Raw genomic sequence first — 16862 nt, forward strand, 5'->3', positions numbered from 1 at the left:
TTAATTATCAGTTAAATGCCTGCCGGAATTCAAGAGGTGACAAACTAGTTTTCTTCTTAAACAGCGTACTGAACGATTGTGCATGTTCAAAGCCCAAAGCATAAGCAATTTCGCTTACCGATAAATTTGTAGTCGAGAGTTTTTCCTTCGCCTTTTCAATCAATCGCTGATGTATATGTTGTTGTGTATTTTGCCCTGTATGCATGCGCAATAGATCGCTCAGGTAGTTTGGAGACAGGTTCATGAGTTCGGCCATGCGTTGTACCGTTAATAGTTCCGGTTGCGTTGTCGTACTGGTGCTGTCAAAATACTCATCAACAAGGCGTTCAAATTTGGCAAGCAGTTGATGATGGTGGTTTTTCCGGGTGATAAACTGCCGCTCGTAAAATCGATTGGAATAATTGAGCAACAACTCAATTTGCGATAGGATAATTCCCTGGGTATATTTATCAATATGCAGGCATTCCTTGTCGATCTTGTTCAATATTGTAATAAGATCATCTTCTTCTTCAGCAGAAAGGTGCAGCGCCTCATTTACAGCGTAGGAGAAGAAGTTATAACCGTTGATGTTGCTTGCCAGAGGATGGGTCAGCAAAAAGTCAGGATGGAAAACAAGCAGGTAACCGGATCCGCATTCTACGTTTTTCAGATCCAGGTATTGAACCTGATTAGGTGCGGTAAAGCTCAGAACACCCTTATTGTAATCATAATGTTGCTGACCATATCGTATTTTACCCTTGACTTCCCTTTTGAGGGCAACACAATAAAATCTATTCACAAAACCTTTCCATACATCATCTTCCAGGAAAGTACTTTCGGCGAGGTTAATCACACTTACCAATGGATGACGTGGCTCGGGCAAAGAGAGCAACCGGTGAAATTCTGAGACTGATCTGATGGCATTCATCATACTAATTTAAACATTTTAAGGTGTAGAATAGCGGTTGCATTCTTAAAAATGCAACCGTACAATACGCTAGTCAATAAGCCCCATACTAAACTCATCGTATGGATTACCGGTATCAGTACCCAACGGCACAATGCTTTCGAGTTTCGACAGATCAGCTTCGTTTAATTCAATTCCGGTGGCCGCTATGTTTTGCTCTAAATATTTTCTTCGTTTGGTACCCGGAATAGGTAAGATGCCCTTATTTATAATCCAGGCCAGCGCCAACTGTGATGTGGTTATTTTTTTCTCTCCGGCCATTGCCTCAATGGCTTTAACCAACTCAATATTCTTGTAAAAATGAGCTTCCTGAAAACGGGGAATTGCCCGGCGAAAATCACTTTCCGGTAAGTCATCCATGGTCCGGATCTGCCCGGATAAAAAACCACGTCCTAATGGGGAATAGGCAACAAAACCTATCCCAAGTTCATTCAAAGTATTCAGTATGCCACGTTCTTCTGTTGTACGCTCAAATAAAGAATATTCACTTTGTACCGCCGTAATCGGATGAACCGCGTGAGCTCTTCTTATAGTTTCTGAAGATACTTCTGATAGTCCGAGATAACCCACTTTTCCTTCCTTCACCAGCTCACTCATCGCCTCAATGGTTTCTTCGATAGGCGTGTTTTTATCGAGTCGGTGCATGTAGTACAAATCAATGTACTCCGTGTTAAGATTTTTAAGAGAACGTTCCACCGCTTTTTTCACATATTCTTTTTTGCCATTAATAGCCCAGGTCACTTTGTTGTTATCATCTATTTCCCAACCGAATTTTGTCGCGATAATATACTTATTCCTATTACCAGCTATTGCTTTAGCAATCAACTGCTCATTTTTGAAAGGACCGTACAAATCGGCAGTATCTAAAAAATTGCCACCTAATTCGAGCGATCGGTGAATGGTAGCAATAGCTTCCTGCTCATCTGCCTCTCCATATATATTTCCTTCTTCAAAACCCGTCATACCCATACAGCCCAAACCTATAATTGGTACAGTCAAACCTTCGCTTCCCAAATTTATTTTCTTCATTACCATACTGTTAATTTTAATAGGTCAAAGTTCGCTAAGAACACTTTAATAGCTGTATGCAAAGCCCTGAAAGTTGTATGCAAATCAAGGACCTGACACCTGGTCTCCCCCTTCCCGGAGGCCCAGAATCGCTCTTCCTAAAAATAAATTTGGAAAATAAACACTGTTCAGTATATTTGCACCGTAAACAATTCAACGTGGGCATAATAGAAAGAAAAGAACGTGAAAAGGCGGAAATGCGCAGGCGTATTGTAGACGTAGCTATTCAAATGTTCGTGGAGGACGGATATGAAAAAGTATCTATCCGCAATATTGCTGATAAAATAGAATACAGTCCCGCAACGATTTATCTTTATTACAAGGATAAAGATCAGCTGTTGTATGATGTGCAAACAGAAGCATTCGCGACCCTGGCAACCGAGTTCCAGCAAAAAGTGAATAGTAACGAACCGTTCAGAAGATTGGAGCAGCTTACGCATGCATATATAGAGTTTTCAAGAAATCATCCGGAGCTGTATGACCTGATGTTTATCATAAAAGCGCCGATGAATGCGGTGATGAAAGAAGAAAAGTGGATGAACGGAGATCCTGCCTATGATGCTTTATATCACCTCATGCAGGAATGTATCGACAAAAAATTAGTGAAGTTTAAAGATGCTACTATAGGCACTCTTTCTGTGTGGGGCTTTGCGCATGGCCTTGTGAGCCTGCACCTGCGGGGAAGATGTTCCAAAGTGTCCAGGGTTTCAGATGAAGATATGCCGGGAGTGGTAGACGAAGCCATTAAAGAATACCTGCGAATGATTAAAGCATAAGTACTGCTTTGTGAAGATGAAGTGAAACCAAAATTTACTTAAAAGCCTTGACGGCTTTTTTTTAAGAACATCATTAAACACTGTTCATTATATCAACAACGATTAACAGAAAGCCAGCCGGCTTTATTTTTTTCGGCATCAATAAACACCGTTCATTATGTACACATCAATCACAAAAGGAGCATTGTTAATAGGCCTGATCACAGCGGGCTTCAGCTCCTTTGCACAAAGTTCTGTGCTGGATCAATACATACAATCCGCTTTCAGCAACAATAAAGGATTAAAAGATCAAAACTTCCAGCTAACCAAATCAATGCTCGCCTTACAGGAAGCAAAAAGCCTTTTTGGACCGAATGTATCGGTACTGGGCAGCTACACCAAATCAGCAGGCGGCCGTACCATCGATTTTCCCATCGGGGATATTATGAACCCGGTGTACAATAGCCTGAATCAGCTGACCAACAGCCATGATTTCAAAAACATCGACAACGTATCGGTGCAGCTAAACCCCGATAACTTTTACGATGCCAAAGTAAGGGCGAGTTTGCCGCTGATCAATGCAGAGATTTATTACAACCAGAAAATCCGGAGAGAACAGATTACACAACAACAGGCCGCCCTGAACGTATACAAACGGGAACTGGTACGCGATATTAAAACGGCCTACTACCAATACTACCAGGCCGCACAGGCGGTGGCTATTTACAACAACGCCTTGTCGCTTATCAATGAAAACATCCGGATCAACGAGAGCATGGTGCGTAACGGCATACGTAACAACACCGCCCTGTACCGCGCACAAACGGAAAAACAAAAAACAGATGCCGATATCAACAAAGCCATTAACGCCCGGCAGAATTCCAAAGCCTATTTTAATTTCCTGCTGAACCGTGGACTGGATGAAAATATTACGCTCGACAGCACCCTTCTTCAGATGCCGGCACAGCTGCCTGGCAAAGATATCAACGGCCGTGAAGAACTGGCCCAATATAAAAGCGCTACTAACGTATACCGCTTAAACGAACAACTTCAACGCTCCTACCTGGTACCCAAGCTCAGCACATTCATCGATCTCGGCTCACAAGGTACCGGCGCGCGTTTCGATAAAGATACCCGCTACTATATGTTTGGCGTAAACCTGGAATGGAACCTGTTTGCCTCTCACAAATACAAATACAAAATCAAACAGGCCGCCAACGAGGTAGCCACCATCACCAATGCCGCCGATCAAACAAGTGACCAGCTACGGTTACAACTATACGAAGCAGTAAACAATTACCAGACAGCAATTCTAAATTTTAAAACAGCACAAAGCCAGCTGTCCTTTGCCGAAAGGTACTATCGCGACCAGATGAAAGTGTATAAAGAAGGACAACTACTGTATATAGAACTGCTCGACGCACAAAACCAGCTTACCCAGGCCCAGCTGCAAACGGCCGTAGCACAGGCTTCCGTGCAAACGGCCTATGCGTCGGTAGAACGCGCACAGGCATCTTATGATATTAACAACAATCACAACAACCAATAAAAACACACCCATGAAAAATACATTGCTCCTGCTGCCCTTTTCCCTGTTGCTGTTTTCCTGCGGCAGCAAACCGGCAGCAACCACCACTGTTTCCGATACCATCCCGGTAAAGATCATGCCGCTGGAAAAACAGGGAACCGCCGTTACGATCAATGCTTCCGGTCAGTTTACCACCGACGATGAAGTATATCTTTCTTTCAAAACCAACGGTATCATCAGCAGCATCCTGGTAAAGGAAGGTGATAAAGTACATAAGGGACAACTACTGGCGACGCTTAATCTCACGGAAATAAATGCACAGGTGCAAAAAGATCAGCTGGCATTTGAGAAAGCCCAGCGCGATTATCAGCGCATTGTGCGGTTACATAACGACAGCGTGGCTACACAGGAACAGCTGGAAAACAGCAAAACCACTATGGACCAGGCAAGACAGCAACTGAGCACCACCCAGTTTAATCGCAGCTTCTCCGCTATCCACGCCACCCAGGATGGTTATGTACTGCATAAGCTGGTTAGCAGCGGCCAAATGGTAAATGCAGGTACGCCGGTATTAGAAACCAACGGCGCCAGCAGCTCCCACTGGTTACTTCGTGTAGGCGTGAGCGACAGGGAATGGGCGCAGGTGAAAAACGGTGATAAAGCCAGTATCGAAATATCCGGTATCCCCGGCGACAGCCTCACTGGCATGGTTACACGTAAATCTGAAGGCATTGATGCACAAAGCGGCACCTTCCTCATTGATGTACAACTCACCGGCAGCAAGCCCGCCGCTATCGCGGCCGGCATGTTTGGCCGCTGTCATATTCAGGCCGGCGCAGCTTCCGGCAGCACTGCATGGAGCATTCCATACGCCTCCCTCCTGGATGGAAACGGCAGCAGTGGTTTTGTATTTGTAACCAACGACAATAAAACCGCACAGAAGATACCCGTTACCATTGCAGGGATGGAAAAAGAAAATGTACTCATCAGCACCGGCATGGAACAGGCAAAGGCACTCATCATTTCCGGCAGTGCCTACCTGAAGGATCAATCACCTATCCGTATCATCCAATAACTATTACGATCATGAAAATAGCCAGATATGCCGTCAAAAATTACCAATTCACGCTGGTAATATTCATAATGATCATTGTGCTGGGCATCACCACCATCCTCAATATGCCCCGCTCGGAAGATCCGGAACTGAGATCCCCGCAATTTAATATCGTTGTAGTGTATCCAGGTACAAGTCCTAAAGATATGGAAGACCTGGTGGTAGATCCAATGGAAAAAGAAATCTACGGACTGGACGATATGAAACGTGTTCGTACCTCCATCAGCGACGGTGTGGCCGTTATGCACGTGGAATATAAATACAGCTCCAACGTAGACCAGAAATACCAGGAGCTGGTGAGAGAGGTAAACAACAAACGGCAGGAACTGCCGGCAGATATTTACAGTATTGAAGTGCAGAAACAGGAACCCTCTGATGTAAATATCCTGCAGATAGCGTTAATCTCTGAAAATACCTCCAGGGACAAACTCCGCTACTACGCTGATAAGCTGCAGGACGAACTGGAAAAAGTGCCTTCCCTGAAAAACGTAAAGCTGCATGGCTTACCGGAACAACAGGTAAGGGTAGAACTGCAATTAGATAAAATGGCGCAGCTCCACCTGCCGGTGAATACCGTAATGGCAGCTATGCAAAGTGAAATGGCCAATATACCCGGCGGCAGTATCGATGCAGGTGATAAAAGCTTCAATATCAAAACCAGCGGTAATTATCAGCACCTCGATGAAATCAGCAACACGATTGTATCTGCCGGTAATGGGAAAAATGTTTTCCTGAAAGATATCGCACGTGTATACTATGGTTTTGAAGATGAGAAGTACTTTGTACGGCTGAATGGGCACCGGTGCGTGGTAGTATCTGCTGCTCAGAAATCCGGTGAAAATATTACCAAAACACAGATCGCCTACAAACCGGTGATCGAAAAGTTCAAGAAAACCTTACCTGCCAATATCGATATGGTGCAGTACTTCGACCAGGCCGACGCCGTAAACAGCCGTTTAAGTGGCCTGGGAAAAGATTTTATCATTGCTATCCTGCTGGTAGCCTTTACCCTGCTCCCGCTGGGTCAGCGGCCTGCACTCATTGTGATGATCTCTATTCCACTGTCACTGTCGATCGGTATTGTATTGCTGCAGCTGTTTGGCTATAGCCTGAACCAGCTGAGTATCGTAGGACTGGTAGTAGCATTGGGATTGCTGGTAGATGATAGCATTGTGGTAGTGGAGAATATAGAAAGATGGATGCTGGAAGGGCATAGCCGTATGGACGCCACACTGAAGGCCACCTCACAGATAGGGCTGGCGGTAATAGGTTGTACGGCGGCATTGGTGATTTCGTTTATGCCGCTGGTATTTATGCCGGAAGGCAGCGGTGATTTCATCCGCAGTCTGCCGCTGGCGGTGATCTTCAGTGTACTGGCATCTATGGCTGTGTCACTGACTATTATCCCATTCCTTTCCAGCCGTTTGCTGAAGGAGCATACCGGTAATCCTGAAGGCAACCTGTTTATGCGTTTGCTCAAAAAGCTGATCCATGGCAGTTATGCAAAGCTGCTCGACAAAGCACTGCATCGCCCGGTGATCACGATTGTGGTATCACTGGTAATTTTTGGCGCCTCTATCGGGTTGTTTAAGGTGATTGGTTTCAGCCTGTTCCCTGCGTCAGAAAAGCCACAGTTTCTGATCAATATTTTTGCACCGCCACAGTCGAACCTGCACTATACCAACAGTATTGTACAGCAGATAGAAAAAGAGCTGAAGCAGGAAAAGATGGTAAGCTCTTATGCCAGTAATATCGGCAAGGGCAATCCCCGCATCTATTACAACGAATTACAGGAAAATGAAAAAAGTGACTATGCACAGCTCTTTGTGCAACTGGCCCCCCATACCAGTCCGGCTGACAAAAACAAGCTGATTGAATCGCTCCGTAAAAAGTGGACGCCCTATCCCGGCGCCAAAGTAGAAGTAAAAAACTTTGAACAGGGTCCGCCGATGGTGGCGCCGGTAGAGGTGCGGTTATTCGGAGATAATCTGGACACCTTACGATCTTTAGCCGGTAATGTGGAAAAGATGCTGGAGAAAACCCAGGGCACTATCTATATCAACAACCCGGTAAGTAATCTGAAATCGGATATCCGGGTGCGGATAGACCGTGAAAAGGCGCAGCAGTTGGGTATTCCCACCGCCAATATTGACAGGGTAGTACGTTTAGCCGTGGCCGGTATTAACCTGGGCCAATATAATGACCAGAATGATAATGACTACGACATCCTGCTTACCAAACAGAAAACGGCCCAACCCACACTGGATGTATTCAGGGATCTGTACGTGAACAACAGCCAGGGAACTGCGATTCCGCTTTCACAGGTGGCACAGCTGCAGCTGGAAACATCTCCCTTAACTATTAAACACCAGGAGAAGAACCGGGTAGTAGCAGTAAGCGCCTTTATAAAGAAGGGCTTCCTGACCGACCGGGTGATAGAAGATGTGGTAAAACAAATGGATGCGCTGAAACTGCCTGCGGGATATACTTACGAGATGGGAGGAGAAGTAGAAAGCCGGAAAAATTCCTTTGGTGGATTTATGAGTGTGATCATTGTGACGATCTTCCTTTTTGTGGCGGTACTGATCCTGCAGTTCAAAACGTTTAAGAGTATGCTCATTGTTTTATCAGTGATACCTTTGGGTATTGTGGGTGCTGCCATGGGGTTATGGCTCACCGGCAACTCGCTGTCGTTTGTAGCGATCATCGGGCTGATAGCACTGGCGGGTATTGAGGTGAAGAACACCATTTTGCTGGTAGACTTCACCAACCAGTTGCGGATGCAGGGCAAGCCCCTGGAAGCCGCTATCAGGGAAGCCGGCGAGGTACGGTTCCTTCCTATTGTGCTCACTTCCCTCACGGCTATTGGTGGATTAATTCCCGTGGCGATATCCACCAATCCACTGATTGCGCCGCTGGCCATTGTATTGATCGGTGGTTTGATCAGCTCTACTTTGTTGTCGCGTATCGTTACACCGGTGGTGTATAAACTGATTCCGCCGAGGATTGAAGCTATCAACAACGGACATAGTTCACAAAAACGGCAGGACCTGGAAGAGGAGGAAGTGATATTAGCGCCGCATGCTATAATTCACAATTCGTAATTAGCAATTAGTTCCTTACTTTTATGGCTAATTTGCAGTCACCAATCCTCTGAAAATTAGTTCTTATGAAAAAAATCTTCCTGGCATTTGCAACCATGCTCCTGATGATCTGTATCAGTTCACAGTCGTCACAGGCACAATTGAAACGATTCAGTATCGGTCCTTTTGTTGAAGCAGGCTTCCCGGTAGGCGACTTCGGTGATACCCACAATACCGGTTATGGTGTTGGTTTGGGCGCTGATGTAAAGCTGATAGCAGGTTTAACTGCTGTGGGTTCCGTAAGCTACTTTCATTTTGGCGGTAAGAGCTTTAACACAGGCACTGTAACCGGCGACTATCCGGACTACAACGTAGTACCTATCCGTTTGGGATTGCGGTACAACCTGATCTCTATTCTTTATGTGAAGTTAGAAGGCGGTACTGTTCAGTATACCGGTAAAAACTACAGCGGCGTAGGCGGACTGGTAGCTCCCGGTGTTGGTATCCGCGTACTGGGTTTGGATGTGGAAGCCAAGTATGAAGCATGGTTTAAAGATGGCACCAGAAGTTTCTTTGGCCTGAAAGCCGGATATAATTTTTAAAGATAAAAAAAGCTGGTAGTTACAACTGCCAGCTTTTTTTATCTCTTTAGAATATCGTTGCTGTCCATGTTCTTTCAAACAGTCCATCCGGCGCCAGCCGGTTGATCCCCTCTTTCTCTTCCAGTTCCCCCGGTCGCATTTACGCTATCGGCAATGCCGCACCAGGGTTCAATACAAACAAAGTCCGCATCTTTAGCCGCCCATATGCCCATGTACGGAAAACCTTCAAAGGCCAGTGTTAAGCCGTGTGGTGTACGGTTGCTTTTAATGCTGATGGCCGTGGAGGCCAGGTTTTTAAATACCAGGGCATCATTATAAAACAGGGATTTCTTAAGCGGCAGTTCATGCGTATGCTGAAGATATGGAACAGGTGCGGTTTCTACCTGTCCGCCGGCCGACAATGGCCAGATCCCCGCTTCTTCTTCTTTATTAAAATACAGGTAATAATCTTCATACGTTGTATCCGGCACCAGTGGCAATTTAAAGGCCGGGTGGGCGCCTACCGAGAAGAACAGGGTTTTATCATCGCGGTTGAGCACCTGGTAGGTTACCTGTAACTGATCGTCCTGCAGGAGGTACTGGATGGTAAAGTCGAAACGGAAAGGATATACTTTACGGGTAGTTTCATTATCCGAAAGACGGAGACTGATGTATTCCGCTCCCTGTTCTGACACCGTAAACAATTGTTCCCTGGCAAAACCATGGCGGCCGAGCGTGTAGAGCTCTCCGCGGTATTGATAGGTATTCTCTTTCAGGCCGCCGACGATGGGGAATAACACGGGGCTTTTTTTACCCCAGAAGGCGGGGTCGCCACTCCATAAATATTCGAGGCCGGTATCTTTCCTCACAATGCTCTGCAGTTCTGCTCCCTGGGGGTTCACCAGTACGGTGAGTTTTTCGTTGGAAATCTGTATCATAGTCTGAAGCTGTTATAATGGATCCATGCGAAGATAGGCTGTAAATGGAACAAAGCTTTGTACCTTTGCCAGGTATTTTTTAACCTTACAAAGCGAAGGCATTATGGAATCATTAAAAGGAAAAAAAGCCCTGATCACCGGTGGGGGCAAAGGTATAGGCCGGGCGCTGGCAGTGGCGCTGGCACAGGAAGGCGTGGATATAGCCCTGTTGGGGCGTAGTGCCGGTTCACTGGAGGCCGTGGCAAAAGAAATCAGTAGTATAGGCGTAAAAGCAGCTTACGCAACTGCAGATGTGAGCGATCTGCTGGCGGTAAATGAGGCAGTGGCCCAGCTGACAAAAGAGCTGGGGGAACCTGATATCCTGATCAACAATGCCGGCATTGCTGCTTTTGGCAATTTCATGGAACTGGAACCTGCTCAATGGGAGCAGATCATCCGGGTAAACCTGCTGGGCGTGTATTATGTAACCCGGGCGGTATTACCGGGTATGATAGAAAGAAAAACCGGCGACATTATCAATATATCTTCTACTGCGGGACAACGGGGCGCACCACTTACCAGCGCTTACAGTGCCTCCAAGTTCGGCCTGCTGGGCTTAACAGAATCGCTGATGCTGGAAGTAAGGAAACATAATATCCGGGTAAGCGCCTTAACGCCGAGCACTATTGCGACGGATATGGCAAAAGACCTGAACTTAACGGATGGGAACCCGGACAAAGTATTGCAGCCGGAAGACCTGGCGGAGTTTGTAGTGGCGCAGCTGAAGCTGAACAGAAGGGTGCTGGTGAAATCAGCGGGGTTATGGTCTACCAATCCATAAACGCGGGGATCCTTGTTTCAGCAGGCGCTGTTCTGCTGAAACAAGATAATCCGCTTATTTATTACAAATACGATAGGCGTATCCGATAGAGGCAGTAGCGGCGCCGGTATTATTTTTACCATTAGCACTGCCTTCCTGGATATTGAGGAAGCCATAGTTTCCACCCCCTTCCACAAATACCTGGTGACGGCCAAAAATATAGGCCAGTCCTACGTTTCCACTTACCCCAAGATTGAAAGTATGTAACTGGTCTTTGATGTCTGTTGTTCTGTCGAAAGACTGAGGCTGCTGCGTAATCGGCTGTTTCCCTTCTTCATCGAGGTAAAGGATGCTGCTGCCGCTGGTAACCTGTTTAGCGCTCAGGAGGAAGCCGAAAAACGGGCCGGCATCCACGTAGAGGCGTAACGGTGAGGTAGGTCCCAGGTTCCAGCCAAATTTAGCCAGGATGGGGACCATCAGGTAGTTCAGTTTTGCCTGGCTTTCGAAATTGGCATACAGGTAGGTTGGCGCAGGCATACCGGGAGGCAATGCGGCTGCCATTTCAGGCGGGAACGGGAATGCCTGAAGCCCTTCTTTTTTACCACCCTGCGAAGAGTAAGAAATCATAGCTTCAATAGAAAACAGTTTGCTGACGTGGTATTCACCGAGGATACCGAAATCCGGCCCCTGGCGGGAGCTGTAACCGGTGTTGAGTGGGTTGCTCTCACTACCGCCGGCAGTAAGATTCGGAATACTGATGCCTCCGCGGACACCGAGATCGACCTGCGCCTTTGCCTGTAAACCGAAAAATAGCAAGAGGGCAGGCAGGAGCCATTTGTAAGAGCGATAGTGTTTCATAGTAAATAGATTGTATATCGAATTTAACACTTATCTCACATTACTCAGCCAACCTGCTACAAACAATAATACCTCACGGCTGGTGGGTTCGTTATGCATTTCATGGTACATGCCCTCCCACTCGCGGTAGGTAAGCAAGGCCGATGGCGCCCTTTCAGCAAATAAGCGGGAGCCTTCCACAGCGGTAAATTCGTCGGCATTACCGTGGATAAGCAGGGAAGGCACGCATAGTTCAGCCGCATGCAACAGGCACCAGGCGCCGTTTTGGATCATATCATTGGCCAGTCGCAGGCTCAGTTTATCATGCCGCAGGGGATCTGCCCTGAATTTTTCTACTTCCGCCTTATCATGTGAAATTTTGTTGATGTCCAGCCCCTGTTTGATCCGGATATTGGGGGCGATGGCACTGGCCACTTTCAGTACTCCTTTCAGGAAACCGCCGGGGCGCATGCCAATGATCAAAGCCGGCGCGGAGATCACCGCCGCCAGTATATCGGGCTGCCGCCGGAGTAAAAAGCCCGTGAGCACGCCGCCGCCCATACTATGGCCGTACATCACCACCGGTTTGTGGTAGGTATCCGCTACGTAACGCACGAAACTTTGCAAATAATCGAACATAAAATCAAAGCCTTTGGAAGCGCCTTTGGCGCCATCACTTTTACCGTGGCCATAATGGTCGATGCCGATCACTGTATATCCTTCCTTCATGAAAAAAGAGGCTACCTGGTCGTAGCGGCCAATATGCTCTCCGATGCCATGTACAATGATCATAACCCGCCCGGAGTTTTCGGGGCTCCAGATGATACCGTGAAACCTGGTACGCTGATAAAACCAGTGAAATTCATTCATAGCCGGAGATGCTGGTGCAGAAACGAAGATAAAGAATATCTTTACGCCCTATTTCAACCAGATAAAATTAACTGAATAACACACATGAGCAAACAAGCCACCACTTCGCCGGTATACAGCATTCCTTTAAGTTACCGTAAGATGGAAAACCTGCATATTGTTTTCTGGCTATTGAAAGATATCAGCTGGTGCATGATATGGAAGCCCCTGGGCGTAGCGATGATCTTTCCCACCCTGATCATTTCTATCGTGATCGCCTGGCGTACCCGCCAGTTCATGTCGGAGCTGTGTCATAATGTGGCGATCTCTGTGTGGATTGCGGCCAACTCTTACTGGATGATCAGTGAATTTTTTCATTTCGACACACAGGTAATTACAGGCGATATTACCTTTAAACACCTGGCGCTGATTCCTTTTGTAACCGGGATTCTTATACTGGCCTATTTCTACCTGTATTATCAACCCAGGCATAAAGAAGAAGCAGAAGTGATCACTGAATAAGGCGTGTATGCAACAAGGTTTGTATTTCCGGTTCCAATAGTGATTTCTTTTCCACCGTAATATTACCAGGTAATAATTATTCCCGCTGCAGAGTGCATCCCATCTCCATTCGAGCTGGCTGTTGCTGTGGCGGGTACGGCTTTCGTACCACCAGGCAGTGTATAACGTAGTGTTCTCTTTTTGTAATTCGGCAGTATATACTTTCGTGTCCGCTATCGTTACTTCCGCTATTTTATAAAACCCAAAGCCACTTCCTTTCCAGCAAATCATCGGTTGGTGATCTGTAAAATAAAAGCCCGGAATTCCTTTTACATACAATAATGCGTTGGCCCTGGTTTGTTTGATAACATGATCGTCCAATACAGCGTAGCTGTAGCCGGGCAAATGTTTTACCTGCTGGTCCATTTCGCCGGAAGCAGCGCGTTTTCCCGGTATAAAAAAGTGCCCACCGATAATGCCTGCGGCCAGCACTCCGTGTAACAACCAACCATATAACGGTGGCGGGTGTACGCCGGTATGTACTGGCTTTGCCTTTCCATAGCGTTGCAGCATCCATTTAACACCCGGTAGCAAGGGAAGGATTACATAGATCAGCAGTGTGGCAATCCCCATAGCATCATGCGCCATTGCTTCCGGTGGCAAAGCAAACTGCACCAGCAGTATAATACGGAACAGGTTAGCAGTTATATTTAACCCGGCAATAGCCAGTAATACCACCAGGACTCCGGTAAACGGCAGCACTTTCTGATAACGGCGTTGATAAAAGGCTATCAGCATCACGCCGCAGAGCAGCGAGGTGAGCATCATCTGTAAACCCATACAGGCAGGGTCTACACTGAACTCATTACTTCCCAGCAGGATCATATTACCTGCGGTGGTAACAGCGGGGTTTATGCCCGCCAATATGTTACCAGCTACACCCGTGAGCCATAGCCTGATCGGGAAGGTGAATACATTGACCATAAAATCAATTGCCGGCGCAATGAGCGCAGCCGTGATGAAAGTGAGCGTTTGTAATCTCCCGAAGAAATATTCTGTTACAAAAAATAAGGCGGTGATAATCGTGGCATACCGGATAGTTAATACGGGGATCTGCCACAACAGTAACAAAAAGAATAATGCTATCCAGCCGCAACGGGTACTCCCGGGGCGTGACCGGTCGGGCTGAAACACCACTCCCATCGCTATTACACACAACATAAAGAAAGTACTCTTCCAGGAAAAATAATGTTGCAACTGCAATACACCGGTTATCGCATAAACCACCGGCAGTATCAATACCGGCAGTTTTGTTCTTCCCATTAATAACCGTATATGCGGTAACGTTAGCATACGCTTCTTTTCCGATTAAATAATTTTTCGAACCGCACATAGGCGAGTATACCTATCGCTATTATGAAGAGTGCCCAGTCATGCGGTTCGGGTACGGCCCCATGTCCCTTAAGAGAGGCGTTCTTCAGGCTGTTTACATCATCGCTTATCTCAAATTTATCATAGTCGGCCTGCGCTTCGAGTACAATCAAACTCGACAATGGTGTTACCACGTAAGCAGCTTTTGCAGTATTGATCAGCGCTGTTTCTGAAGACAGATCCTCTCCTGTAACTTTTGGTCCCAGATCCTTCAGAATGGAATTATAGGCAAAGAGGCGCGCCAGGTGGTCGGGTCCCTGTGTTTGCATACTGCCCGTGCTCCGGGCAATGCGGATACGCGCATCTTCCATGATCAGCTGCTTGCTATCCTCCTCTTGCTGCAGGAAGCTGTTGTTGCGTAATTGTGACAGCAACTGATTCGTGGATCCATTTTCGTATACCAGTGACCGTGATTCTTTCAACGTAGCCAGGTAAGGGCTCAGGATGTTACCTATATGATATAATCTTACTTTCCCGTGAGATAAAAAACTGCGCAGATTACTCCTGAAAACGGAACTTTCCAGGTCGCTGAGCTGAGGCGAAATATTGTCTGAACTGCTGATCACCAGTGCTGTTGGAGGATTTATTATTTTATAAAACGGAAAGAGGGAGAAACGCTGGTCGTGCAATTCGTTAAAAAGATCCTTCCTGTTTTCTTCGTTCACTGCTATCATTCCGTTCCGGGGATGAAACATCCATACTTTCTTACCTTTCAGTTGGGTAAGGATCTCCCGGTAATTACCATAATTCCAGCTATGATTTACATCCAGGTAATAGTTCTCCGGTGCAAAAAATTCATAAGATGGCTTGTAAGGTAACAACGTATATCGCTCACCGTTAAAGCTGAAGGCAGCATTGTTTATTGCCTCATCAGGCATTGTTAACTCCCAGTCCGCATTATACTTCCCGATTTTGCCAACCGTCTTCCCTTTATCCCTATAAAACCCGGCCGGATAATTCAGTCCTCCGGGCCATTTATCCATATTCAGTTTTACTTCATAACGCGCCCCCTCATATGCCGGCCCTTCAAACCATACCGGTTGATACACCAGTTTACCCTGTTGTACTTTCAGCGGAGAGGTAACCCCGATCTTAAATTTCCGTTCTTCATTTTGTGGCACCGGAAATACACGCACTACTACGCGGTTGCCTTCCTGCCAGTGTACCACCGACGGATCACGGCGTTGCCTGCCAACGATTTCCGAATAGGCTTCTGCAGCTTTTGCCTGGGTAGTGAGGATGGCTTTTTCTTCATGGTTATTGATCCATAACGAGAGGGAAGTAACCATTGCGCCTTCCGGCAAATGCAAGGTATAGATCGCCTCCTGGCTGTTACTCCATCGCTGTTTCGGAATATTTTTAACCGTGTAGGTATTTTCCGTGTATGCCAGGTGATACTGTGGCCAGATGTCGGCGGTTGTGCCCACACTGGTAGTTACCAGGTCTTTCCCGCTCCAGTAGCGGTCTACTGCATAATGTCTTTTATCAAACATTACATTCAGCATCTTCAGCCGGTCTTCTTCAGGGATAGCAATAGTGCCAAACAGGGCGCCCGCGGTCATAAACAGGGGATCATGCGTCAGCTTTTCACCGAACTCCCTGGTAGGCGTACTCCAAAGATTGAAACCCGACCGGATACCCGGGCTGGTATAAACAATACCTGTTTTCAGCAGCTGTGCTGTTATAAAATCAATCCGTGCTTTCTGCGCGGCCCTGATCCAGGGCGGCAACTCTTCCCTTACTGCAACATGGCTGTTGTTGTAGGCCTGCTCCATTCTACTTTTGTCTGCTATATATATTACGGAATACAGCACTAGCATCATGAATGCCAGTGCGCCCGACCATAAATAAATGAGCCGGTAACGGTACACCGGCCATATGAGCTTTCTCACCATCCGGAAGTTAAACCATAGTACGAAAACCGGAGAAAATGTAACGATGGAAAGCCCGATAGCAATCAGGGCAATCATGCTGACAAGATACACCGGTACCAGGTAAACGGCGAGGTAGAAAGGCAAAAGCATTGTAAATCCAAGCACCGCGCATTGCAGGTATTTCATCCATTCCGGCCATCTTTCAAAAAATGCAAATGCCAGTATATTGACACAAATAAAAATCAGCATGACCACTAACCAGGTGGCTGACGACTCAAACAGACGGATACTGTCATTTACTGTATAGGCATCAGTGAGCAACAGCACCACGAATACAGACATCACTTTCCTTCTCCCCTCCCATGGTTTAAGAAAGCCGCCGATCCAGCAGCTGAAGAAATAAAGTAACGTTAGCAGGTGTGTAATGATGAATGAAGCTTCTGTGCCTTCCGGTAAAAAGCAGGAATAGCACTTCGCGAAAAGGGCAAAACATAACAGTGTCAGGCCGAACACATAAGGCGCCGGCAAGGTTCTGGAGGTAGTGGCTTCCATTATAGA

13 protein-coding genes are annotated in these 16862 nt (G+C 46.7%); 6 read left to right on the forward strand and 7 right to left on the reverse strand.

The annotated features are described in order from the left end of the window. Positions 1-7: 7 nt before the first annotated feature. Both QFZ48_RS00330 and QFZ48_RS00335 read right to left on the reverse strand, forming a co-directional pair. Positions 8-910 carry a helix-turn-helix domain-containing protein gene (locus QFZ48_RS00330; RefSeq protein ID WP_429046589.1) on the reverse strand — a complete coding sequence of 301 codons (903 nt, stop codon included), beginning with the start codon at positions 908-910 and terminating at the stop codon, positions 8-10. Between the two features lie 66 nt (positions 911-976). Then, positions 977-1981: an aldo/keto reductase gene (locus QFZ48_RS00335; RefSeq protein WP_429046588.1), complete on the reverse strand. Its 1005-nt coding sequence runs from the start codon at positions 1979-1981 to the stop codon at positions 977-979. A 170-nt stretch (positions 1982-2151) separates the two neighbouring features. Here QFZ48_RS00335 and QFZ48_RS00340 point away from each other — a divergent pair, with 170 nt between their 5' ends. From QFZ48_RS00340 to QFZ48_RS00360, 5 genes are all read left to right on the forward strand, one after another. Continuing rightward, on the forward strand, positions 2152-2790 hold the full coding sequence (locus tag QFZ48_RS00340; protein WP_429060585.1) for a TetR/AcrR family transcriptional regulator: 639 nt from the start codon (positions 2152-2154) through the stop codon (positions 2788-2790). Positions 2791-2947: 157 nt separating this feature from the next. Next, complete coding sequence (locus tag QFZ48_RS00345; RefSeq protein WP_429046585.1) at positions 2948-4318, forward strand: TolC family protein; 1371 nt, start codon at positions 2948-2950, stop codon at positions 4316-4318. A gap of 10 nt (positions 4319-4328) precedes the next feature. Next, positions 4329-5372: an efflux RND transporter periplasmic adaptor subunit gene (locus tag QFZ48_RS00350; RefSeq protein ID WP_429060586.1), complete on the forward strand. Its 1044-nt coding sequence runs from the start codon at positions 4329-4331 to the stop codon at positions 5370-5372. Positions 5373-5383: 11 nt separating this feature from the next. Continuing rightward, positions 5384-8515, forward strand: coding sequence for an efflux RND transporter permease subunit (locus tag QFZ48_RS00355; protein WP_429060588.1), 3132 nt, complete (start codon positions 5384-5386; stop codon positions 8513-8515). A gap of 65 nt (positions 8516-8580) precedes the next feature. Further along, complete coding sequence (locus QFZ48_RS00360) at positions 8581-9096, forward strand: hypothetical protein (protein ID WP_370911277.1); 516 nt, start codon at positions 8581-8583, stop codon at positions 9094-9096. Between the two features lie 74 nt (positions 9097-9170). Here the strand turns inward: QFZ48_RS00360 and QFZ48_RS00365 are convergent, their stop codons facing one another. Next, a complete protein-coding gene (locus QFZ48_RS00365; protein WP_429060590.1) occupies positions 9171-10013 on the reverse strand; it encodes an aldose 1-epimerase family protein in 843 nt (280 codons plus the stop codon). A 103-nt stretch (positions 10014-10116) separates the two neighbouring features. On the opposite strand from QFZ48_RS00365, the gene QFZ48_RS00370 reads away from it, so the two are divergent. Then, the gene (locus tag QFZ48_RS00370) at positions 10117-10833 is read left to right on the forward strand and encodes a 3-ketoacyl-ACP reductase (protein WP_370911275.1); all 717 of its coding nucleotides are present in this window, start codon (positions 10117-10119) and stop codon (positions 10831-10833) included. Positions 10834-10887: 54 nt separating this feature from the next. On the opposite strand, the gene QFZ48_RS00375 is transcribed toward QFZ48_RS00370, so the two are convergent. The 4 genes from QFZ48_RS00375 to QFZ48_RS00390 all read right to left on the reverse strand — a co-directional run bounded on the left by QFZ48_RS00375 (position 10888) and on the right by QFZ48_RS00390 (position 16856). Next, positions 10888-11670 (reverse strand): porin family protein, encoded by a 783-nt coding sequence (locus QFZ48_RS00375; protein ID WP_429046581.1) that lies wholly within the window; start codon positions 11668-11670, stop codon positions 10888-10890. 30 nt (positions 11671-11700) lie between these two features. Beyond that, the gene (locus QFZ48_RS00380; RefSeq protein WP_429060592.1) at positions 11701-12519 is read right to left on the reverse strand and encodes a lysophospholipase; all 819 of its coding nucleotides are present in this window, start codon (positions 12517-12519) and stop codon (positions 11701-11703) included. A gap of 168 nt (positions 12520-12687) precedes the next feature. Beyond that, entirely contained in the window at positions 12688-14322 is a 1635-nt protein-coding gene (gene xrtN / locus QFZ48_RS00385; RefSeq protein ID WP_429060594.1) for an exosortase N, read from the reverse strand. A gap of 23 nt (positions 14323-14345) precedes the next feature. Then, positions 14346-16856 (reverse strand): XrtN system VIT domain-containing protein, encoded by a 2511-nt coding sequence (locus QFZ48_RS00390; RefSeq protein ID WP_429060596.1) that lies wholly within the window; start codon positions 16854-16856, stop codon positions 14346-14348. Positions 16857-16862: the final 6 nt, after the last annotated feature.

It is taken from the genome of Chitinophaga sp. W2I13 (genome assembly GCF_050434005.1).
Lineage (GTDB): Bacteria > Bacteroidota > Bacteroidia > Chitinophagales > Chitinophagaceae > Chitinophaga.